Source organism: Streptomyces sp. NPDC014801, assembly GCF_043082085.1.
In the GTDB taxonomy this organism is placed as follows: domain Bacteria; phylum Actinomycetota; class Actinomycetes; order Streptomycetales; family Streptomycetaceae; genus Streptomyces.
Window position 1 is genome coordinate 33,410 of the sequence record NZ_JBIBXG010000019.1, and the last position, 20,150, is coordinate 53,559.

The 20,150-nt window shown below is 73.6% G+C and carries 17 protein-coding genes; 6 read left to right on the forward strand and 11 right to left on the reverse strand.

Features of this window, described 5'->3' with window-relative positions; all coding sequences use genetic code 11:
* Positions 1-18: 18 nt before the first annotated feature.
* Positions 19-540, reverse strand: a complete 522-nt coding sequence (locus ACF1AL_RS36250; protein WP_391698560.1) for an FxLYD domain-containing protein — start codon at positions 538-540, stop codon at positions 19-21.
* 393 nt (positions 541-933) lie between these two features.
* Between ACF1AL_RS36250 and ACF1AL_RS36255 the strand changes: the two genes are divergently transcribed.
* From ACF1AL_RS36255 to ACF1AL_RS36270, 4 genes are all read left to right on the forward strand, one after another.
* Positions 934-2,241, forward strand: coding sequence for a chloride channel protein (locus tag ACF1AL_RS36255; RefSeq protein WP_391777677.1), 1,308 nt, complete (start codon positions 934-936; stop codon positions 2,239-2,241).
* 254 nt (positions 2,242-2,495) lie between these two features.
* The gene (locus ACF1AL_RS36260; RefSeq protein ID WP_391777935.1) at positions 2,496-3,164 is read left to right on the forward strand and encodes a GAP family protein; all 669 of its coding nucleotides are present in this window, start codon (positions 2,496-2,498) and stop codon (positions 3,162-3,164) included.
* 100 nt (positions 3,165-3,264) lie between these two features.
* Complete coding sequence (locus ACF1AL_RS36265; protein WP_391658672.1) at positions 3,265-3,690, forward strand: DUF6325 family protein; 426 nt, start codon at positions 3,265-3,267, stop codon at positions 3,688-3,690.
* Positions 3,691-3,734: 44 nt separating this feature from the next.
* Positions 3,735-4,043 carry an SHOCT domain-containing protein gene (locus ACF1AL_RS36270; RefSeq protein WP_391698556.1) on the forward strand — a complete coding sequence of 103 codons (309 nt, stop codon included), beginning with the start codon at positions 3,735-3,737 and terminating at the stop codon, positions 4,041-4,043.
* 96 nt (positions 4,044-4,139) lie between these two features.
* Here ACF1AL_RS36270 and ACF1AL_RS36275 read toward each other — a convergent pair whose 3' ends face one another.
* The 10 genes from ACF1AL_RS36275 to ACF1AL_RS36320 all read right to left on the reverse strand — a co-directional run bounded on the left by ACF1AL_RS36275 (position 4,140) and on the right by ACF1AL_RS36320 (position 18,123).
* Positions 4,140-5,105 (reverse strand): alpha/beta hydrolase, encoded by a 966-nt coding sequence (locus tag ACF1AL_RS36275; protein ID WP_391777676.1) that lies wholly within the window; start codon positions 5,103-5,105, stop codon positions 4,140-4,142.
* Between the two features lie 87 nt (positions 5,106-5,192).
* Positions 5,193-6,527, reverse strand: a complete 1,335-nt coding sequence (locus ACF1AL_RS36280) for a glycosyltransferase (protein WP_391777934.1) — start codon at positions 6,525-6,527, stop codon at positions 5,193-5,195.
* 134 nt (positions 6,528-6,661) lie between these two features.
* Entirely contained in the window at positions 6,662-8,044 is a 1,383-nt protein-coding gene (locus ACF1AL_RS36285) for an L-serine ammonia-lyase (protein WP_391698552.1), read from the reverse strand.
* A gap of 60 nt (positions 8,045-8,104) precedes the next feature.
* Positions 8,105-8,482 (reverse strand): glycine cleavage system protein H, encoded by a 378-nt coding sequence (locus ACF1AL_RS36290; RefSeq protein WP_391828566.1) that lies wholly within the window; start codon positions 8,480-8,482, stop codon positions 8,105-8,107.
* Positions 8,479-9,657: an NAD(P)/FAD-dependent oxidoreductase gene (locus ACF1AL_RS36295; RefSeq protein ID WP_386913597.1), complete on the reverse strand. Its 1,179-nt coding sequence runs from the start codon at positions 9,655-9,657 to the stop codon at positions 8,479-8,481. Before ACF1AL_RS36295 ends, ACF1AL_RS36290 begins: the two co-directional genes overlap by 4 nt.
* 188 nt (positions 9,658-9,845) lie before the next feature.
* A complete protein-coding gene (locus ACF1AL_RS36300; protein ID WP_391828568.1) occupies positions 9,846-12,647 on the reverse strand; it encodes a SpoIIE family protein phosphatase in 2,802 nt (933 codons plus the stop codon).
* 157 nt (positions 12,648-12,804) lie between these two features.
* Entirely contained in the window at positions 12,805-13,938 is a 1,134-nt protein-coding gene (locus ACF1AL_RS36305) for an aromatic ring-hydroxylating dioxygenase subunit alpha (protein ID WP_391828570.1), read from the reverse strand.
* A gap of 5 nt (positions 13,939-13,943) precedes the next feature.
* A complete protein-coding gene (gene solA, locus ACF1AL_RS36310; protein ID WP_386585572.1) occupies positions 13,944-15,107 on the reverse strand; it encodes an N-methyl-L-tryptophan oxidase in 1,164 nt (387 codons plus the stop codon).
* Positions 15,108-15,288: 181 nt separating this feature from the next.
* The gene (locus ACF1AL_RS36315) at positions 15,289-16,374 is read right to left on the reverse strand and encodes an S-(hydroxymethyl)mycothiol dehydrogenase (protein ID WP_391828572.1); all 1,086 of its coding nucleotides are present in this window, start codon (positions 16,372-16,374) and stop codon (positions 15,289-15,291) included.
* 354 nt (positions 16,375-16,728) lie between these two features.
* Positions 16,729-18,123, reverse strand: a complete 1,395-nt coding sequence (locus tag ACF1AL_RS36320) for an MFS transporter (RefSeq protein WP_391828574.1) — start codon at positions 18,121-18,123, stop codon at positions 16,729-16,731.
* 192 nt (positions 18,124-18,315) lie between these two features.
* Here ACF1AL_RS36320 and ACF1AL_RS36325 point away from each other — a divergent pair, with 192 nt between their 5' ends.
* Positions 18,316-19,119 (forward strand): IclR family transcriptional regulator, encoded by an 804-nt coding sequence (locus ACF1AL_RS36325; RefSeq protein ID WP_391828576.1) that lies wholly within the window; start codon positions 18,316-18,318, stop codon positions 19,117-19,119.
* A gap of 131 nt (positions 19,120-19,250) precedes the next feature.
* Entirely contained in the window at positions 19,251-20,123 is an 873-nt protein-coding gene (gene purU / locus ACF1AL_RS36330; RefSeq protein ID WP_366837372.1) for a formyltetrahydrofolate deformylase, read from the forward strand.
* Positions 20,124-20,150: the final 27 nt, after the last annotated feature.

Genomic DNA, 20,150 nt, shown 5'->3' on the forward strand with positions numbered 1-20,150 from the left:
GGCCGGTGCGCGCCCGGCTCAGTAGCGCAGGGCGGCGGCGACCTCGGCCCGCACGTCGCCGGACAGCGTGCGGTGGCTGTTCGCGGTGGCCTGGCCGCTCTGGCCGGCGGCCACGTCGGCCACCGTCACGACGACGGTGTCCAGCAGGTTGCCGTCCTTGTCCTTGAACGTCACCTGGACGGCGAAGGACTTCGTCGAGCCGGCGGTGTTGTGCGCGGTCACCGGGACCGTGGCGTGCCCGCCGGAGTCCGTGGCGACCGTGCCGAGCTTGACGTCGTTCTTCACGTCGACGCCGTTGCGCGCCTCGTCCAGGCGCCGCTTCGCCTCCGCGGTGGCGGAGGAGAGGGCCTCCCCGGCCTGTGAGGCGAGCGAGGCAGCCGCCGACGACGCCTGTGAGGCCACGGAGGCGGCGGCCGACGCCGCGTTGCTGGCACTGCTGGAGGAACCGCTGTTGTCGGAGCAGCCGACGGCCACCGTGGCCACGACCGCCGTCATCAGTACGGCCGCCGCGCCGCGCGCCCGGTGCCGGTGTCCCGCCATGCCGCCTCCTGTGGGGAGTTCGATTCCTGTGGGGAGTTCGATCGTCACTGCTGTCCAGTGAAGGGCCATCGGCCCGGGCGCGCATGCGGGCGGACCCACCGAGGCGACGCCTCACCCGGTCGCCGCAGTCGCCGGGTCCCGCGGGCCCGTGGTCCGGCCCACCGGACTCACCGACGTGGATCGCGGTGAAGAGCGTGGCAGAGAGCGCGACCCCCACTCCATGGGTAGTTTTGTACCGATATACGCCAGAGCGGCCGGGTCGGACGGAGAAACCTGGCAGTACGCCTGGCGCGGCGCCGAGTTCGGGAGGATCCCATCACCGGGACGACGTCGGAGAGCGGCCCCGGACCCGCGTCGGGGAGTCAGCCTCAGGAAGCCGACCTGCTCAGGACCATGCTGGGCCGGCCGGAGTACCGCAAGGCCCTGGTGTTCTGCGGACTGATCGGCATCCCCGTGGCGCTGGTCGCCTTCTGGTTCCTCGTGGCCCTGCACGAGCTGGAGCGACTGATCTGGACGGACTGGCCCAAGGACCTGGGCTGGAAGCAGGCCCCCTGGTGGTGGGCGCTGCCCCTGATGGCCGTCGCCGGGCTCGTCGTGGGGCTGGTGGTCGCGCGCCTGCCCGGGCGGGGCGGGCACATTCCGGCGGGCGGCCTGCACGCGGGCGGCGTCACCCAGCAGGCGCTGCCGGGCGTCCTCGTGGCCGCCCTGGTCGGTCTGCCGCTCGGTGTCGTCCTCGGCCCCGAGGCACCGCTGATCGCCCTGGGCGGTGGTCTGGCCCTGTTCTTCGCGAGTCTGGCGCGGGCGCCGCAGACTCAGGGGAGCACGGCGATCCTCGGCGCGGCCGGGGCGGCGGCGGCCATCTCCGCGCTCTTCGGCAACCCCGTCGTGGGCGCGGTGCTGCTGATGGAGGTGGCCGGGGTGGGCGGCCCGCAGCTGTTCGCGGTGATGCTGCCGGCGCTGCTGGCCAGCGGGGTGGGCGATCTCATCTTCACCGGGTTCGTCCACTGGACGGGCCTGGAGACGGGCAGCCTGAACATCGGCCTGCCCAAGCCGCCCCCGCTCGACTTCCCGGACGTGCTGTGGACGCTGGTGATCGCTCCGGTGCTGGCGCTGTTCATCCACTGGATCTTCGTGGGCGGGCGGTACGTGGCCCGCTTCGTGCCGACCCGGACGGTACGCAACATCACGCTGTGCGCCGTGGGCGCGGCGGTCTGCATCACCCTCTACGCGCTCGCCACCGGCCGTTCACCGGCCGAGGCCGCGCTGTCCGGCGAGTCCGCCCTGTCCGATCTGGCGCAGCACCCGCATGCCTGGCCGGTGGGCGCTCTCGTCGCCGTACTGGCGTTCAAGGGCTTCGCGTACGCGCTGTGCCTGGGCAGTCTGCGCGGTGGCCCGGTCTTTCCCGCCCTGTTCCTGGGCGGGGCGGCCGGAGTGCTGCTGGCCCCGCTGCCCGGGCTGGGGCTGGTGCCGGCGATGGCGGCCGGGATGGCCGCCTCGGTGACCGCGGCCCTGCGGCTGCCCGTGAGCAGCGCGATCCTGGTCGTGCTCCTGCTGGGCAACGTGGACACGGTGGCGCTGGTGGTGCTCGCCGCCGTCGTGTCCTTCGTCATCAGCCAGCGTCTGCCCCAGGGCCCCCGTATCCCGCCGTTCGGCGCCCCACGGGCCGACCGGGCCCATCCGGCCGACACTCCGGAGCACTGAGGGGCGCGACGCTCCGGCCCGAAGGCGCGGGGCGCCGACGGGGCGGGACACTCAGCACGGTCCCGGTCAGCAGGGCGCCCGGCCGCGACGGCGGCCACGGCGGGCGTGCGGCGGGCAGCAGGTGCCGCGTCCGCCACCGGACCACCTGCGCCAGGGCCGGCGAGGATTTGTGGGGTGCGGGCACGGCGGTGACACTGGGGCCAGAGCCGGAGCGCGGCCGGCAGCCGGGCGTGCGGGGCCTGGCGGAGGCACTGATGGTGCTCGACCTGGTGGTCATCGCCCTGGCGATCGCCGTGTTCCCGCTGTCGGTGACCGCGTTCGTGCTGGTGCTGTCCGCCCAGGGCGGGGTCTGGAAGGGCCTGGCCTTCCTCCTCGGCTGGCTCGCCTGCTTCGTGGCGGTCCTGGCCGTGGTCCTGCTCGGTACCGGCGGCAAGCCTCCGGCCCCCGAGTCGCCCCCGTCGACCGCCGCGTCCGCCGTCAAGCTCGCCATCGGCGCGGGCCTGCTCGGCTACGGGTGGTACCGGCACCGTGCCCGGCGCCGCGGCCCGGAGCCGCGCGCCCGCCGGCGCTCGTCCTCCGGCGGCGTGATGGCGCGGATCGACCGGATCTCCGTGTGGGCCGCGGCGGGGCTGGGGCCGCTGCTCCAGCCCTGGGGGCTGGTCGCGGCCGGCGCGGCGACCGTGGTGAGCGCCGACCTCTCCCACCCCTCCTCGTACCTGGTCCTGTTCGGGTACTGCCTGCTGGCGTCGAGCAGCCTGCTGGCGATGGAGGTGTACACGACGTTCGCGCCGGACTCGGCCCGGGTGCGCCTCGGCGCGCTGCGCTCCTGGATCGAGTCGCACCAGGAACAGGCCTTGGTGTCCGTGGCGCTGCTGGCGGGGCTGTTCCTGGTGAGCAGGAGCATCCAGCAGCTCACGTCCTGAGTCCGCCACCGGGTGCGGTGCCCCCGGTCCGGTGATGCAATGACTCTCAGGGGGTTCACGAGCGTCAGGGGTGACCAGCGTGAGCGAGCAATTCGACGACATGGGACCCATCGACTACGTGGTGGTGGAATTCCCCGGGAACCACATGACGGGCGAGGGCTTCCCGCTGCTCGTCGACCTGGTGGACCGCGGCATCATCCGCATCCTGGACCTGATGTTCATCAGGAAGGACGAGGACGGCAAGGTGACCGCGCTGGAGATCGCCGACGTCACGGGGGACGGCGAACTCGACCTCACCGTCTTCGAAGGCGTCAGCTCCGGTCTGCTGGGCCAGGACGACCTGGAGGAGGCCGCGGCCGCGGTGGAGCCCGGCAACGCGGCCGGTCTGCTGATCTACGAGAACCTGTGGGCGGCGCCCTTCGCGGCTGCCCTGCGGCGCGGCGGTGCCCAACTGGTCGCCTCCGGACGCCTGAACGTGCAGGCCGTCCTCGCCTCCCTGGAAGCGGCGGAGAAGGCCGGCGCCTGAAACGAGGGAACGCGCCCATCACGTCGTGAGAGGTGATCATCATCATGCCCGGACTTCTTCGCGGAGTCGCCCGCACCGCCGTGGTCGCCGGTACGGCGACGGCCGTCTCCAACCGGGTGTCGCGTCGCCAGCAGGGCCGCTGGGCCGCCCAGGCCCAGCAGCAGCAGGCCTACGAGCAGCCACAGGGCCACGAGCAGGCCTACCAGGCGCCGCCCCCGGCCGCGCCGGCGGCACCCCAAGCCGACGACATGAGCAGCCGCATCGAGCAGCTCAGGCAACTGGGCGAGCTCAAGGCCCAAGGCGTCCTGACGGAAGCCGAGTTCGAGGAGCAGAAGCGCAGGCTGCTCGCCTGAGGAACCGCACGCCGGGCACCGCCGAGGACCGCCCCCGGGTGGCGCCCGGCGGACGGCCACGCGGGGAGGGCCGCCGGGCACCCGCGGAGGTGGCGGTCAGGCCGGGGGCGCGGCTCCCGTGGGGACGGCACTTCCGGGTACGGCCCTGCCGGCGGCGCCCGTCAGGCACTCCTCGGCGAAGGCCAGCACCCTCAGGTGGTACGCGCGGGCGGCCCAGCCCAGGCTGATGTTGTGCCCGGCGCCCGGCATCCGGTCCACGGTCACCCGCGGTGCCGCGGCGAGCCGGGCGACCATGTCGGCGATGTCGTCGTCGCCGTGCCGCCACCACGCCTCGTGCTCGGCGAAGGTCAGCCGCACGGGCACCCGCACCCGCGGCAGCACCTCGGCGGACAGCTGATCCCAGGCGCCGACGCAGTCCGCCTCGCGGGCCGGCATCGGCGCCACGACCGTGGCGGCGGCCTGGAAGGTGCCGGGCGGGTAGAGGCCGAGCGGGCCCCAGTTGAGCCGGCGCACGTTGCGGTCGTGGCGCACCTGGCCGGGCGGTACGGCGAGCCGGGTGCCGCAGCCGGAGACGTCGACGCCCAGCAGGTCGTCCGGGGCGTGGCGGGCGGCGAGGGTGAGGGCGAGCTTGCCCGCGAAGGAGTGCCCGAGCAGCAGCACCCCGCCGCCGACGGGTTCGGCGCGGGTCAGCTGCCGTACGGCGGACGCGAGGTCGGCGGCCTGTTCCAGCAGGGTCCGCCCGTCGGGCAGTTCGGTCGCGGAGGCACCGTAGCCGGGGCGGTCCAGGGCCACCACCCGGTGGCCGAGGCGTGCGCCGAGGGTCAGCAAGGACAGGTCGGGGTGGGCCTGCCCGTCGAAGTAGCCCGCGCTCGTGCCACCGCCGTGCAGCGCGACGACGAGTGAGCGCGGCGGGCCCTGCGGGGGGTCGCTGCGCAGTCCGGAGAGGGTGACGGAACCCGTGTCCACGGTGATGCGGCGCACGCCCGGGGAGACGGAGGGCTCCGGGTGGACCACGGCGGCCGTGCCAACGGGGGGCACGGGGGTTTCCGTGCGGTCTGCCATGGGTCGTCCTTGTCGCGGAGGGCGGCGCGGCGCCGGAGCGGAAGTCGAGGGCGGGGATCTCCAGAATCCGTCGCGCGAGGGGGTCGTTCAAGCACCGCCGCCGCGGGCGCGGCGCTCGCGCAGGGCCTCGGCGTACACGTGCGCGGTGGCCGCCGCGGTGGCGTCCCAGCCGAAGGAGCGGGCGTGCCGGGCCGCGGCCGCGCCCATGCGGTCGGACAGGGCCGGGTCGTCGGCGAAACGGGCCAGTGCCCGCGCGTAGTCCGCGGGATCGTGCCCCGGCACGAGGACGCCGCTCAGACCGTCGCGCACCGCCACCGGCAGGCCGCCCACCCGGGCGGCGATCACGGGCGTGCCGCAGGCCTGGGCCTCGACGGCGACCAGCCCGAAGGACTCGCTGTGGGAGGGCATGACGAGCACGGACGCGGCCCGGTACCAGTCGGCGAGCCGGTCCTGGCCGACCGGTGGGTGGAAGAGGACGACGTCTGTGATGCCGAGCGCGGCGGCGAGTTTGTGCAGGTCCTCGGGCCGGGCGAGGCCGCTGCCGCTCGGGCCGCCGACGACGGGTACGACGAGCCGGTCCCGCAGCTCGGGGCGGAGCGCGAGCAGCCGGGCCACCGCGCGCAGCAGCACGTCGGGGCCCTTGAGCGGCTGGATCCGGCCGGCGAACAGGGGGATCAGCGCGTCCTGCGGGAGCCTCAGACGGGCCCGGGCGGCGGCCCGGCTCGCCCTCACCCGTGCGGTGTCGGTGCGGTGCGGCCCGGGTTCCGCGTCCGCGGAGTGCGGGCGGCGGTCCGGCCCGGCGTCCGCTCCGGCCGGGTCGGGCCAAAAGCGCCGCAGGTCGACGCCGGGGTGCACGACGGCGACGCGGCCGGTGTCGGCGTCGTAATGGCGCCGCAGTTCGCCGGCCTCCTGCTCGGTGTTGGCGATCAGCCGGTCGGCGGCCCGCACGATGTGCGTCTCGCCGCGCACGCGGATCGCCGGCTCGGGTGTGTCGCCGGCGGCGAGGCCGGCGTTCTTCACCTTGGCCAGGGTGTGCATGGCGTGCACCAGGGGCACGCCCCAGCGCCGGGCGGCGAGCCGGCCGACATGGCCGGAGAGCCAGTAGTGGGAGTGCAGCAGGTCGTAGTGGCCGGGCCGCTGTCCCGCCCAGGCCCGGGTCAGCCCGTGCGTGAAGGCGCACAGCTGGGCCGGCAGGTCCTCCTTGGCGAGACCCTCGTAGGGGCCGGAGACGACATGGCGGACCAGGACGCCCGGCGCGAGTTCGACACGGGGCGGCAGGGCGGCGGAGGTGGCCCGGGTGAAGATCTCCACCTCGATGCCGCGGGCGGCCAGCCGCCTGGCCAGTTCGACGATGTAGACGTTCATGCCGCCCGCGTCGCCGGTGCCGGGCTGGTGCAGCGGCGAGGTGTGCACGCTGAGCATCGCGACACGGCGGGGGCGCTCCGCCGCCGGCCGGGTCACGGCTGCTCCTGCGCTCGCGCGCTCGGCCGGGGCGGTTGCCGGGGGCTGCCGCCCGCTGGGGTGTGGCGTGGTTCCTCGGCCATGGCCGTGTGTCCTCAGCACTCGATGACGTTGACGGCGAGGCCGCCGCGGGCGGTCTCCTTGTACTTGACCTTCATGTCGGCGCCGGTCTCCTTCATGGTCTTGATGACCTTGTCGAGGGAGACGTGGTGGCGGCCGTCGCCGCGCAGCGCCATGCGGGCGGCGGTGACGGCCTTCACGGCGGCCATGCCGTTGCGTTCGATGCACGGGATCTGCACCAGGCCGCCGACCGGGTCGCAGGTCAGGCCGAGGTTGTGCTCCATGCCGATCTCGGCGGCGTTCTCCACCTGTGCCGGTGTGCCGCCCAGCACCTCGGCGAGGCCCGCGGCGGCCATGGAGCAGGCCGAGCCGACCTCGCCCTGACAGCCCACCTCGGCCCCGGAGATGGAGGCGTTCTCCTTGAACAGCAGGCCGATCGCGCCGGCCGCGAGCAGGAAACGGACGATGCCGTCCTCGTCCGCGCCGGGCACGAAGGCCAGGTAGTAGTGCAGGACCGCGGGGATGATGCCGGCGGCGCCGTTCGTCGGGGCGGTGACCACGCGACCGCCGGCGGCGTTCTCCTCGTTCACCGCCATCGCGTACAGCGTCACCCACTCCATCGCGCGTGCGGCCGGGTCGCCCTCGCTGCGCAGGGCCCGGGCCGCCGCGGCCGCCCGGCGGCGGACCTTCAGCCCGCCGGGCAGGATGCCCTCGCGGCCCAGGCCGCGGGCGACACAGCCCTCCATGACCCGCCAGATCTCCAGCAGTCCGGCGCGGATCTCCGCCTCGGTGCGCCAGGCCTTCTCGTTCTCCAGCATCAGCGCCGAGACCGACAGCCCGGTCTCCCGGGTCAGGCGCAGCAGATCGTCGCCGGTGCCGAAGGGGTGGGCGAGCCGGGTGGTGTCGGGCTTGATCCGGTCGGCGCCCACGGCGTCCTCGTCGACGACGAAACCGCCGCCGACGGAGTAGTACGTCTTCTCCAGCAGCGGGACGCCGTCTGCGTCGTAGGCGAAGAGGGTCATGCCGTTCGCGTGGTACGGCAGGGAGCGCCGGCGGTGCAGGACCAGCTGGGTGGAGGCGTCGAAGCCGATCTCGTGGGCGGGGCCGATCTCGGCGCCGAGCAGGCGCAGGCGCCCGGTGGCGCGGATCCGCTCGACGTCGAGGTCGGCCTGGACGACGTCCACGGTGTGGGGTTCGTTGCCCTCCAGGCCGAGCAGGACGGCCTTCGGCGTGCCGTGGCCGTGGCCGGTGGCGCCGAGGGAGCCGAACAACTCGGCGCGGACGGCGGCGGTCTGGGCGAGCAGGCCGTCCGTCTTGAGGCGGGCGGCGAACATCGCGGCGGCGCGCATCGGGCCGACGGTGTGCGAACTGGACGGTCCGATGCCGATGGAGAAGAGGTCGAAGACGCTGATGGCCACGCCATGCTCCGGGGGACGGGCGGGGCGTGCCACGGGCACGCCCCTACGGAAGGGGGTCGGTCACCGGCCCGGACAGGGCGGGCGGTGGTGGGCGGCGGACAGCGCGCCGGCGGCGTCCTCCACCCGCAGCCGGAACAGCCGGCCGGCCGTGCGGGGGCCGGTGGTGACGGCGCCGGGCCGGTCGGCCGGCGCGGTGCGCAGGACGCCTGCCGCGGTGGCGGAGGTGATCTCCCCGCAGGCCTCCCCGGCCTCTGCTCCGGCATCGGCCCCGGGCAGCCGGAGGTGGACCACCTCGCCAAAGGCCTCGGCGGCGCATACGCAGATGCCGACGGTGGCCTCGCCCTCGTCCACGACGAGCCACTCATGGTCCGCCGTGGGGCGCGGACGGGGCGGGTCGCCCGGGAGGCGGGCCGCGCCGGGCCGGACCGCGGGGCTCATGAGGCGACGGCCGCCACGGCGGGGGTGAGACTGCGGCGGAGCCGGTTGAACAGCTTCGGCTGGTTCAGGGAGAGCACGGCCACCGGAGTGTCCGCACGCCGGTAGACGGCGGTGAAGGTGCGGCTGTCGACGTCGCCGTCGACGATCTCGGGCTCGGCGCCGGGCGCGACGTGCCCGGCGAGCTGGATGCGCACCTGGTACTGGTCGGACCAGAAGTACGGCGCGGTGACCGGGGCGGCGGCCGGCACGCCGGTGAGCAGGGTCCGGGCGGCGGTCCTGGCCTGCTCCCCCGCGTTGCTCCAGTGCTCGATGCGGGCGTGCCGCCCGGTGAAGGGGTGCGGGCAGCGGGCGACGTCGCCGACGGCGACCACGCCCGGGATGCCGGTGGCGCAGCCGGCGTCGCAGACCACGCCGTCGTCGACCGGCACGCCGGAGCCGGCGAGCCAGTCGGTGGCGGGCCGCACGCCCACGCCGACCACGACGATGTCGGCGGGCAGTTCGCGCCCGTCCGCCAGCCGGACGCCGGTGACGCGCTCGGTGCCGGTGAGGCCCGCCACGCCGGTCCCGGTGAGCAGGCGCACCCCGTGGTCGGTGTGCAAGGAGGCGCACACCAGGCCCATCGTGCGGCCGAGTTGGCGCTCCAGCGGGACGTCGAGGGCTTCGACGACGGTGACGTGGAGGCCGAGCCGGTGGGCGGTGGAGGCGACTTCGGCGCCGATGAAGCCGGCACCGATGACGACGACGCGGGGCAGGCCGTCCAGCAGTTCGGCGCGCAGCGCCCGGGCGTCGTCCAGGGTGCGCAGGGTGTGGACGCCGGCCAGGCCGTCGGTGCCGGGCAGGGTGCGGGGGCTCGCGCCGGTGGCGATGACGACGCCGTCGGTGCGCAGCCGGCGGCCGCCGGACAGGGTGAGCGAGCGGTCGGCGGGGTCGAGCCGCACGGCGCGTTCCCCGAGCAGCCACTCGACGCCCAGGCTGTCGTACTCGTCCGCGTCCCCGAGGGCGAGCGCGTCGGCGTCGATGTCGCCCTTGAGGAAGTCCTTGGACAACGGCGGGCGGTCGTAGGGGAGGTGGCGCTCCTCCCCCACCACGAAGATGCCGCCGTCGTAGCCCTCTGCGCGCAGCGCGCGGACCGTGCTCAGTCCTGCCAGCGACGCGCCGACGACGGTGATGCTCATGGGTACCTCCGGAGTGCGGTGCCCGACACGGTGGGGAGACGGGAGCGATCCGATCAAGTTTCAGATAGCGCAATAACCTTCGCTATACGCAACATGCTTTCGCCGCGCCGGAGCGGTTGTCAAGGGAGTCGACCGGATCGGTTCCCAAGGGCGCGCGCAGTTGCGGAATGAGCAACGGGTGGAGCCGGTCACAGGGCCGGCTCGTCCCACTGGTCCAGCAGCGCCTCACCCAGGTCCGCGCCCGGCTCGGCATCGCCCGCGTGCACCGACTGCTCGCTCCAGATCACCTTGCCGCGGGCGGTGTACCGGACGCCCCAGCGCCGGGCGAACTGGGCGACCAGGAACAGCCCGCGCCCACCCTCGTCGGTGGCGGCCGCCCGGCGCAGGTGGGGCGAGGTGCTGCTGCCGTCGGCGACCTCGCAGATCAGGCTGTCCCGGTCGTACAGCAGGCGCAGCCGGATGGGCTCGCCCCCGTAGCGGACGGCGTTGGTGACCAGCTCGCTGAGGATCAGCTCGGTGCTGAAGGCGATGTCCTCGAGGCCCCACGCCTCGAGGCGGCGGACGCACGCGGCCCGCACGGGGCCGATGGCCGCGGGGTCGGCGGGCACGTCCCAGTCGGCGACCCGGTCCGGGTCCAGCAGCCGGGTGCGCGCCACCAGCAGGGCGATGTCGTCGCGCGCCCGGTCGGGCAGCAGGCTCTCCAGCACCGCCCGGCACGCCTCGTCGGGGCTGCGGCCGGGCCGGCCGAGCGCGCCCGCCAGGAGGCCGAGGCCGGTGTCGATGTCCCGCTCGCGGTCCTCGACGAGGCCGTCGGTGTACAGGGCGAGCAGGGAGCCTTCGGGAAGCCGCAGTTCGGCGGTCTCCACCGGCAGTCCGGTCCCCAGGCCCAGCGGTGGGGAGACGGGAACGTCGGGGAAGGTGACGGTCCCGTCGGGGTGGACGACGGCGGGCCCGGGATGGCCGGCCCGGGCGATGCCGCACCGGCCGGCGACCGGGTCGTACACGGCGAACAGGCAGGTCGCCCCCGTGATGCCGGCGTCCTCGCCGCCCTCGGTGGTCTCCGTCTGGTCGATGTGGGCGACCAACTCGTCCAGGTGGCCGAGCAGTTCGTCCGGCGACAGGTCCAGGGCGCAGAAGTTGTGCACCACCGTGCGCAGCCGGCCCATCGTCGCGGCGGCGTGCAGCCCGTGGCCGACGACGTCGCCGACCACCAGGGCGACCCGGGCGCCGGGCAGCGGGATGACGTCGAACCAGTCCCCGCTCACCCCGCCCTGGGCGGGCAGATAGCGGTAGGCCACCTCCAGCGCGGACTGCTCGGGCAGGGCCCGCGGCAGCAGACTGCGCTGGAGGGTGGCCGCCATGGCGTGCTCGCGGGTGTAGCGGCGCGCGTTGTCGATCGCCACGGCCGCACGGGCGGCCAGCTCCTCGGCGAAGGCCAGGTCCTCCTCCGTGAAGGCCTCCTGGTCGGCGCGCCAGAAGTCGACCATGCCGAGCGGTGTGCCCCGCGCCTGCAGGGGCACGGTGATCAGCGAGTGGATGCCGAAGTCCAGGACGCGCCGCGTGCGTTCGGTGTCCAGCTCCTGCCATCCGGCGGCCGCGCCCAGATCGGGCTCCAGCACGGCACGGCCGCCGCGCAGCCCCCGGGCCTGCGGTGTGGCCGGCGGGAAGGTGATCTCGGTGCCGGGCGGGTGGAGCGGGTGACCGTCGCGCACGCCGCACACCGCCGTGCGGTGCAGGGTCAGGCTGCCGGCCCGCGGTTCCTCGCCGCGCCGGACCCCGTCCAGCAGTTCGACGGTGGTGAAGTCGGCGAAGCGGGGCACCGCGATCCCGGCCAGTTCCTCGCAGGTGCGCACCACGTCGAGGGTGGTGCCCATCCGCAACCCGGCGTCGTAGAGCAGCTGCAGGCGCTCGCGGGCCCGCTCGGCCCGGCCCGCCAGGGCGCGCAGTTCGGTGGTGTCGCGCAGGGTGGCCACGCTGCCGGTCGGCCCGCCGTGCGGGGCGGTGGGCCGCAGGTTGACCGCCAGCAGCCGCTCCCCCTCCAGCAGCACCTCGTCGGTGGCCGGCGCGCCCGAGCCCAGCAGGGCCGCGGTGCGCGGGGCGAGGCCGAGGTCGGTGACCCGGCGGCCGTCGGCGTCGTCCGGCAGGTCCAGCAGCCGGCGGGCCTCGTCGTTGGCCAGGAGCAGCCGGCCCTCGTCGCTCACCACGAGCACGCCCTCGCGGACCGAGTGCAGGACCGCGTCGTGGTGCTCGTACATCCGGGTCATCTCCGCCGGCTCCAGGCCGTGCGTCTGGCGCCGCAGCCGACGGCTCACCAGGACCGAGCCGGCGGTGACCAGGGTCAGCCCCGCGGCGGCGGAGACGAACAGCAGGGGCAGCTGCTCCATCACCTTCCGGTCGACGCTGCGGACGGTGATGCCGACGGACACCACACCGACGACCCGGCCGCCGGCGTCGCGGACGGGAACCATCGTGTCCACCGCGCGGCCGACGCCGGGCGTGTCGTAGGTGGCCTGGTGCACATGGCCGGCGAGCGCGTCGGCGTAGGAGCCGACGACGTGCTTGCCGATCAGGCGCGGGTCCGGGTGGGTCCAGCGGATCCCGGACGGGCTGAAGGCGATGATGTAGTTGACCCCGGACAGCCTGCGGGCCTCCTCCGCGCGCGGCTGGAGCAGTGCGCTGGGGTCGGCGGACTGCATGGCCCGCAGTGTGCCGGGGGCGTGCGCGAAGGTCTCGGCGCCGACCAGCGAACGCTCCTTGGCCTCCTGCAGGCTGGCGGACCGGGCCTGCAGGACGAGGGCCACCACCGCGGCGACGACGAGCAGCAGGACGACCGCGACCTGGAGGATCAGGACCTGGCCGGCGACGCTGTGCGTGTTCAGCACGGACGGCAGCCGGCCCGGCTGCCGCGGCGGCGCGCCCCGCTCGCCCGTAAGCCCCTCCGGCCGCGCGGTACCTGCCCGACGGGCCGCGCGCCGCCGATGCATCGCCATGCCTCCAGTATGGGTGGCCGCCGGCCGGAAACAGCCGTGGTGGACGGTCCCGCCGCGGACGGCCGTACGGCGTCCGGTCGCGCGGCGGGCCGGGCGAGAGCTCGTCCGCCTGCCGGAGGGGCCGGGCGGCAGGTGGACGGGCCGCTGAGGGGCCGGGTCAGCCCACGGGGTGGACGCCGAGCCTGTCCTGCAGCCAGGTATGGAAGGCGCCGATGTGGTGCTCGCTGGGCACCAGGACGCCGCCCTTGGCGTAGGCCCGCGAGCTCATGCCGGGCTGGGTGCGCTCGCAGGCGTCGAAGTCCTGCTGGTTGACCCGGTGGAACAGCTCCACGGACCGCTCCACGTCCTTGCCGCTCTCCACCACGTGCGGCAGGTACAGCCAGTCGCACTCGACGATCGTGCGGTCGTGCGCCAGCGGGTACATGCGGTGGAAGATCACGTGGTCGGGGACGAGGTTGATGAAGACCTGCGGCTTCACGGTGATCGCGTAGTAGCGGCGGTCCTGGTCCTCGGCGACGCCCGGGATCCGGTCCAGGCCCTCGGAGCCGTCGACGGTGAAGCCCTTGACCTCCTCACCGAACTCCGCGCCGTGGCCGACGTAGTACTGGGCGGCGTAGCCGTCGGCGAACTCCGGGAGGACTTCGGTGAGTTCGGGATGGATGGTGGCGCAGTGGTAGCACTCCATGAAGTTCTCGATGATGAGCTTCCAGTTCGCCTTCACGTCGTAGGTGATGCGCCGGCCGACCTTCAGGTCCTCCACCCCGTAGTTCTCGATCGACTCGGTGTCGCCGAGGCGCTCGATCACGGCGCCGATCACGTCCTCCTCGAAGGACGGCGGCGTGTCGGCCAGGCACACCCACACATAGCCGAGCCACTCTCGGACATGCACGTTGACCAGGCCGTACTCGGTGCGGTCGATGTCCGGCATGGAGGTCAGGTTGGGCGCGGCCACCAGCTTGCCGTCCAGGCCGTACGTCCAGGCGTGGTAGGGGCACTGGAAGGCGCGCTTGACCTCGCCCGACTCCTCGGTGCACAGCTTGGCGCCGCGGTGCCGGCAGATGTTCAGGAACGCCTTCACCGAGCCGTCCCGGCCGCGGGAGACGAGCACGCTCTCACGGCCCACCTGGACGGTGCGGAACTGGCCCGGCTTGGCCAGGTCCGAGGCCCGGGCCACGCAGAACCACATGGTCTCGAAGACGTGCTCCTGCTCCAGGGCGAAGACCTCGGGATCGGTGTAGTACTCCCCGGACAGCGTCGCGATCAGGCTCGGGGGCAGGCTGGTCGTGGTCATGGTGATCACCTCGGGACGTCGTGGACGCGCACGCGGCGCGGGTCGAAAAGGGCGATGGGGTGCTCGGTGGTGCCGTCGATGGCCAGGTCGGCGACGATCTCGCCGATCACCGGCACGAACTTGAACCCGTGGCCGGAGAAGCCGCAGGCCACGGTCACCTGCGGGTGGTCGGGGTGCCGGGCGAGGACGAAGTGCTCGTCCGGGGTGTTGCTGTACATGCAGGCCGCGCCCTTGAGGAACCGGCCGGGCAGGGCGGGGATCCGGGTACGCAGATGGGCGGCCATCTCCTCGGTCTCGTCCGGGTGGACGCGCCGGTCGAGGGTGTCGGGGTCGCTGGGGACGCCCTTGCGGAAGAAGGCCACCTTGGCGCCGCCGTCGGGGCCGTCCAGCGCCGGGAAGCCGTAGATCTGGGTGCCGTCGGGGTCCTCCCAGATGTAGACGGGGTGCCGGTCGGGGGTGAACGGGCCGATCCCGCCCTCGGGCTGGAACCAGTACATGACCTGGCGTTCCACCGTGACCGGCACGCCGAGCCCGGACAGCAGCTTCGGGGCCCAGGCGCCGGGCGCGAACACCAGCCGCTCGGCGGTGTAGGCGCCGCGGTCGGTGACCACCCAGGCCTTGCCGCCCGGACCGTCGGCCTCCCAGCCGAGGACGAGCTCCGCGAAGTGCAGTTCGGCGCCGTGCGCCTCGGCGAGGTCCAGATGGGCGGAGACGGTCGCCTCCGGCCGGGCCACGCCCGCCCGCCGCTCGTAGAAGGCGACGTCCTCGGCCGCCGGGGCGAAGGTGGGGAAGCGGCGCCGGATGTCGGCCGAGCCGAGCACCTCGTGGTCCAGGCCCCAGGTGTGCGCGCTGCGCAGGGTGCCGGCGAACGCGGCGCTGTCCTCCCGGCCGATCATCAGGCCACCGGTCTCGGTGAAGACCTCCCGGCCGGAGTCGGCGGCCAGCTTGTCCCACAGTTCCCGGGCCCGCAGCAGCAGCGGCACGTACGCCGGGTCCTCGAAGTAGGCCTGCCGGTAGATGCGGGAGCCGCCGTGGCTGGAGCCGAGGTCGTGGGCCGGGCCGAAGCGCTCCAGTCCGAGCACACGCTGACCGCGGGCGGCGAGGTGGTAGGCGGCTGCGCTGCCCATGCCACCCAGGCCGACGACGATCACGTCGTACGAATGGGCCATGTCCTTCTCCTGGAGGTGTGCGGATGATGCGGCGGGTGCGGCGGGCGTCCGGGCCGGCGCGGGTGACGCGACCGGCCGTTCCCCGGGACGGAGTGCGGGAGGCGGGCGTCTCGTCAGGGGACGGAGCGCCGGCGGCGGGCACCGGGGTCACGGGCCGTCGCGCGGCAGGCGGGTGCCGTGGTCACAGGACGACCACCGAGCGCAGGACGTCGCCGTGGTGCATGCGGGCGAACGCGTCCTCCACGTCGTCCGGCCCGATGGTCTCGGAGACGAAGCCGTCCAGGTCGAAGCGGCCCTGCAGGTAGAGGTCGATCAGGGCGGGGAAGTCCCGGGAGGGCAGACAGTCGCCGTACCAGGAGGACTTCAGTGCCCCGCCGCGGCCGAAGACGTCCAGCAGGGGCAGTTCGACGGTCTGCCCGGGGGTGGGCACACCGACCAGGACGGCGGTGCCGGCGAGGTCGCGGGCGTGGAAGGCCTGCCGGTACGTCTCGGGGCGGCCCACCGCGTCCACGACCACGTCGGCGCCGAAACCGCCGGTGAGGGCGCGTACGGCCTCGACGGCGTCGGTCTTGGAGGAGTCGACGGTGTCGGTGGCGCCGAACCGCTCGGCCCACCTCAGCTTCCGCGCGTCGACGTCGACGGCGATGATGCGGCTCGCCCCGGCCACCTTGGCGCCCGCGACGGCGGCCATGCCCACACCGCCGCAGCCGATCACGGCGACCGAGTCGCCGCGGCCCACGCCGCCGGTGTGGACGGCGGCGCCGAAGCCGGCCATCACGCCGCAGCCGAGCAGCCCGGCCGCGGTGGCCGAGGCGGTCGGGTCGACCTTGGTGCACTGGCCGGCGGCCACGAGCGTCTTCTCGGCGAAGGCGCCGATGCCCAGGGCCGGGGTGAGCGGGGTGCCGTCGGCCAGCGTCATGCTCTGGGTGGCGTTGTGGGTGTCGAAGCAGTACCAGGGGCGCCCGCGCCGGCAGGCCCGGCACCGGCCGCACACGGCACGCCAGTTGAGGATCACGAAGTCGCCGGGCGCGACCTCGGTGACGTCCTCGCCGACCGACTCGACCACACCGGCGGCCTCGTGGCCGAGCAGGAAGGGGAAGTCGTCGGAGATGCCGCCCTCCCGGTAGTGCAGGTCGGTGTGGCAGACACCGCAGGCGTGCACCCGCACCAGCGCCTCGCCCGGACCGGGGTCCGGCACCAGGACCGTCTCCACCGAGACCGGGGCGCCCTGCTTCAGGGCGACGACGGCGCGTACCTCGTGTGTCACTACCGATCTCCTCGCTGAGGGCCGGCCGAAGGGGCCTCGGCCGGTGTTCGGGACGGCGGGGCGTCGGATCGCCCGGGGCGATCGACGGGAAGGGGTGGGGACCGACGTGCCCGGGGCCTGCGGAAGGCCGGAACCGAGCCGGCCGGCCAAGAAAGCCGACTGTTGCGTAATGTGCGATGACTTTCGCCATAAGCAACAGTCACACTGTCATCTCTCTGCGTGAGCAGTGTCAAGAGGGCAGAGGGGGCGTTTTTCACGCCCCGGCCGGGCCTCGTCGGCGGGGCACAACGCGCGCAGCCGGCCGCCCGGAAAAAGGGCGGCCGGCTGCGCGACGGGTCCGGCCGGAAGACGTCGTCAGGAACGCTCGAGGTCACGCTCCCGGTCGGTGGCGGCCGGGGAACGGCCGGAGCGGCCGGGCAGGGCGCTGGTCTCGGCGAGGGTGCGGCCGCGCGTCTCCTCCGCCCACGCGAAGGACACCAGCCAGCCCACCAGGGTGATCCCCGCGCCGATGAGCATGGTGGTGCCGATGCCCAGCCGGTCGAGGGAGAGGGGCAGCAGATAAGTGCCCGCGGCGGCGCCGATCCGGCTGATGGAGGTGGCCACACCGCCCGCGGTGGCCCGGATGGCGGTGGGGAACAGCTCGTTGGGATACGTCCACTCCAGCACCGTCGGTCCGCCCGAGAAGAGGGCGTAGGCGCAGAAGCAGGCGATGACCACGGCGATGGGCAGCGCGGAGCCGCCGCCGAGCACCGCGAGCGGGATCACCATCAGGGCGAACGACCACACGATGACGGGGCGGCGCCCCACCCGGTCCACCAGCCGCAGCGCGGGGATACAGCCCACCACGAACACGATGCTGATCAGCGCGGAGCCCAGATTGCCGCTGTTGCCCTCGCCGAGGCCGAAGGAGCCCAGGATGGCGGGACCGAAGGTGTACAGGGCGAACATCGGCGTGATCTGACACATGTAGAACAGCCCGCAGAACAGCGTCCGCCGCAGATAGGCGCCCTGGAACAGATCCCGGAAGCGGCCGTGCTCGGCCGACTGCTCCTCGGCGGCCGCCGTGACGAGCTGCTCGATCGGGACGGTGCGGCCGAGGGCCTTGTGGATCGCCTTCTGCGCGTCGGCGGTGCGCCCCTTGTTCACCAGCCACAGGGGCGACTCGGGGGTGCCGATGCGCATCAGCAGGATGACGCCGCTCAGTACGGCGCCCGAGGCGAGCATCCAGCGCCAGGCACCGGCGCCGCCGATCTCCGCGATGGCGTAGCCGACGACGTAGGCGGCCGCCGCGCCGACGTACCAGGCCAGGATGAGGACGCCCAGCAGGCGGCCCCGGTGCCGGTTGGGCACCCATTCGGCGAGCAGGGAGGTCGCGATGGGGTAGTCGGCGCCGATGGCCATGCCGAGGACGAAGCGCAGGACGACGAACTGCCAGGTCTCGGTGGCGAACACCGACAGCACGGAGCCGACGACCAGGACCGCCAGGTCGATGGTGTACATGGCCTCACGGCCGAGCTTGTCGGTGACCGCGCCGAAGAACAGGCCGCCGACGAAGATGCCGACCAGGGCGGCGGCACCGATGAGGCTCTCGTCCCCCGTGCTCAGGTTCAGCTCACCGCTCATGCCGACGAGGGCGACACCGATGATGCTGAGCAGATAACCGTCCAGGAACGGGCCGCCGGCGCAGGCCCACGTGAGTTTGCGATGGAACCTGCTCAGTGGCGCCTCGTCGATGGCTCGGATCGACATCGGACCTCCTGACGTCTGGGGAACTCTGGACCGGTTGCGCGGAGTACAACGCGTCTCTGCATACGCAACCGAACCTCGGTGGCGTTTCGGCGTCAAGACAAGTGACGCAAGCTCTTGTAACTTCCCCGCCTTTCCCCACATGATGTTGCGCATTGCGATGTTCACTTCGCAATGCGAGACAACGGAGGGCGTATGACCGAACAGCGCACGGCACAGCGTCCGCCGCGGTCGCCGGCGCCGTCCCCCGTGCAGTCGGTGGACCGGGCCGCGGGCATCCTGGAGTTCCTGGCCCGGCAGGAGGAGGCGGGCGTCACCGAGATGGCCGCCGAGCTCGGCGTCCACAAGTCGACCGCCTCCCGGCTCGCCACGGCCCTGGAGCTGCGCGGACTGATCGAACAGACCGAGGAACGGGGCAAGTTCCGGCTGGGCCTGGGCCTGGTCCGGCTGGCCGGCGCGGCCACCGTACGCCTCGGCCTCGCCCAGCAGAGCCGCCCCGTGTGCGAACGGCTCGCGGCGCGGGTCGCGGAGACCATCAACGTGGCCATTCTGGACCGGGACTCCGCGATCAACATCGACCAGGTGCTGGGCCCGTCGGCCATCACCACGCACAACTGGCTGGGCCGGCGCACTCCCCTGCACGCCACCTCCAGCGGCAAGATCCTGCTGGCCCACCTGCCCGAGGCCGAGCGCGAGCGGCGGCTCGCGGCGCCCCTGCGGCGCTACACGCCCCGCACCCTCACCGACCCGCACCTGCTGCGGGCGCAGCTGACGGCCGTGCGCACGGAGGGCTGCGCCTACAGCGTCGAGGAGCTCGAAGCGGGACTGAACGCCGTGGCCGCGCCGGTCGTGGGCCTCGACGGACAGGTGGTGGCCGCCCTCAGCGCCTCGGGACCGTCGTTCCGGCTGACCGCGCCCCGCCTGCGCGAGGCCGGTGCGCTGATCCGCACGGCGGCCGAGGAGATCTCGGGCCGGCTCGGCCACCACCGCCACCCCTGAGCCCGAGACTGTTGCGCTGTGCGCATCTTGACGCCTCATCCGGAACAGACCCTTGACCCGCCCACCGTCCCCCCGGGACGATGTTGCGTATCACTCTCACCGTTGCGTATTACGCACCCACGGAGGATGCCATGTCTCCTCGCCCGCAGCCCGGCCGCGAGTTCGTCCTCACCCTCTCGTGCCCCGACCGCGCCGGCCTCGTCCACGCCGTGACCAGCTACCTGGTACGGCACTCCGGCAACATCCTGGAGAGCCAGCAGTTCGACGACCGCCTCCAGGACCGCTTCTTCATGCGGGTGCACTTCGACGTCTCGCATCCCGGTGTCTCCCTGGAGCAGCTGCGCCTCGGCTTCGGCCCGGTCGCCGAGGCGTACCGGATCACCTGGCAGCTGCACGACGCCTCGACCCCGACCCGCACCCTGATCATGGTGTCGAAGTTCGGCCACTGCCTGAACGACCTGCTCTTCCGCCAGTCGACCGGCGCGCTGAACATCGAGATCCCCGCGATCGTCTCCAACCACCGCGACTTCGAGCCGCTGGCCCGCAACTACGGCATCCCCTTCCACCACATCCCGGTGACCAAGGAGACCAAGGCGGAGGCGGAGGCCCGGCTGCTGGAGCTGGTCGACGAACTCGGCGTCGACCTGGTGGTGCTCGCCCGCTACATGCAGATCCTCTCCGACGACCTGTGCAAGCAGCTCGAGGGGCGGGCCATCAACATCCACCACTCCTTCCTGCCGAGCTTCAAGGGCGCCCGGCCCTACGTCCAGGCGCACCAGCGCGGCGTCAAGCTCGTCGGGGCCACCGCGCACTACGTGACCCCCGACCTGGACGAGGGCCCGATCATCGAGCAGGACGTGGTCCGCGTGAGCCACTCCCACACCCCGGACGAGCTGGTCACCCTGGGCCGGGACGTGGAGGCCCGGGTCCTGGCGCGCGCGGTGGAGTGGCACAGCGAGAGCCGCGTGCTGGTCAACGGCAACTGCACGGTGGTCTTCCGCTGACCCCTCCCCCAGCGCCCGAAAACTGCG

What these genes read in the sequence shown, in the direction of transcription:
- ACF1AL_RS36260 (WP_391777935.1), top strand. Translation starts at nt 2,496, where the DNA reads ATGGTGCTCGACCTGGTGGTCATCGCCCTGGCGATCGCCGTGTTCCCG.
- ACF1AL_RS36300 (WP_391828568.1), bottom strand. Translation starts at nt 12,647, where the DNA reads ATGGCGATGCATCGGCGGCGCGCGGCCCGTCGGGCAGGTACCGCGCGG.
- purU (WP_366837372.1), top strand. Translation starts at nt 19,251, where the DNA reads ATGTCTCCTCGCCCGCAGCCCGGCCGCGAGTTCGTCCTCACCCTCTCG.
- ACF1AL_RS36320 (WP_391828574.1), bottom strand. Translation starts at nt 18,123, where the DNA reads ATGTCGATCCGAGCCATCGACGAGGCGCCACTGAGCAGGTTCCATCGC.
- ACF1AL_RS36280 (WP_391777934.1), bottom strand. Translation starts at nt 6,527, where the DNA reads ATGCTCAGCGTGCACACCTCGCCGCTGCACCAGCCCGGCACCGGCGAC.
- ACF1AL_RS36265 (WP_391658672.1), top strand. Translation starts at nt 3,265, where the DNA reads ATGGGACCCATCGACTACGTGGTGGTGGAATTCCCCGGGAACCACATG.
- ACF1AL_RS36325 (WP_391828576.1), top strand. Translation starts at nt 18,316, where the DNA reads ATGACCGAACAGCGCACGGCACAGCGTCCGCCGCGGTCGCCGGCGCCG.
- solA (WP_386585572.1), bottom strand. Translation starts at nt 15,107, where the DNA reads ATGGCCCATTCGTACGACGTGATCGTCGTCGGCCTGGGTGGCATGGGC.
- ACF1AL_RS36250 (WP_391698560.1), bottom strand. Translation starts at nt 540, where the DNA reads ATGGCGGGACACCGGCACCGGGCGCGCGGCGCGGCGGCCGTACTGATG.
- ACF1AL_RS36290 (WP_391828566.1), bottom strand. Translation starts at nt 8,482, where the DNA reads ATGAGCCCCGCGGTCCGGCCCGGCGCGGCCCGCCTCCCGGGCGACCCG.
- ACF1AL_RS36275 (WP_391777676.1), bottom strand. Translation starts at nt 5,105, where the DNA reads ATGGCAGACCGCACGGAAACCCCCGTGCCCCCCGTTGGCACGGCCGCC.
- ACF1AL_RS36295 (WP_386913597.1), bottom strand. Translation starts at nt 9,657, where the DNA reads ATGAGCATCACCGTCGTCGGCGCGTCGCTGGCAGGACTGAGCACGGTC.
- ACF1AL_RS36270 (WP_391698556.1), top strand. Translation starts at nt 3,735, where the DNA reads ATGCCCGGACTTCTTCGCGGAGTCGCCCGCACCGCCGTGGTCGCCGGT.
- ACF1AL_RS36305 (WP_391828570.1), bottom strand. Translation starts at nt 13,938, where the DNA reads ATGACCACGACCAGCCTGCCCCCGAGCCTGATCGCGACGCTGTCCGGG.
- ACF1AL_RS36255 (WP_391777677.1), top strand. Translation starts at nt 934, where the DNA reads ATGCTGGGCCGGCCGGAGTACCGCAAGGCCCTGGTGTTCTGCGGACTG.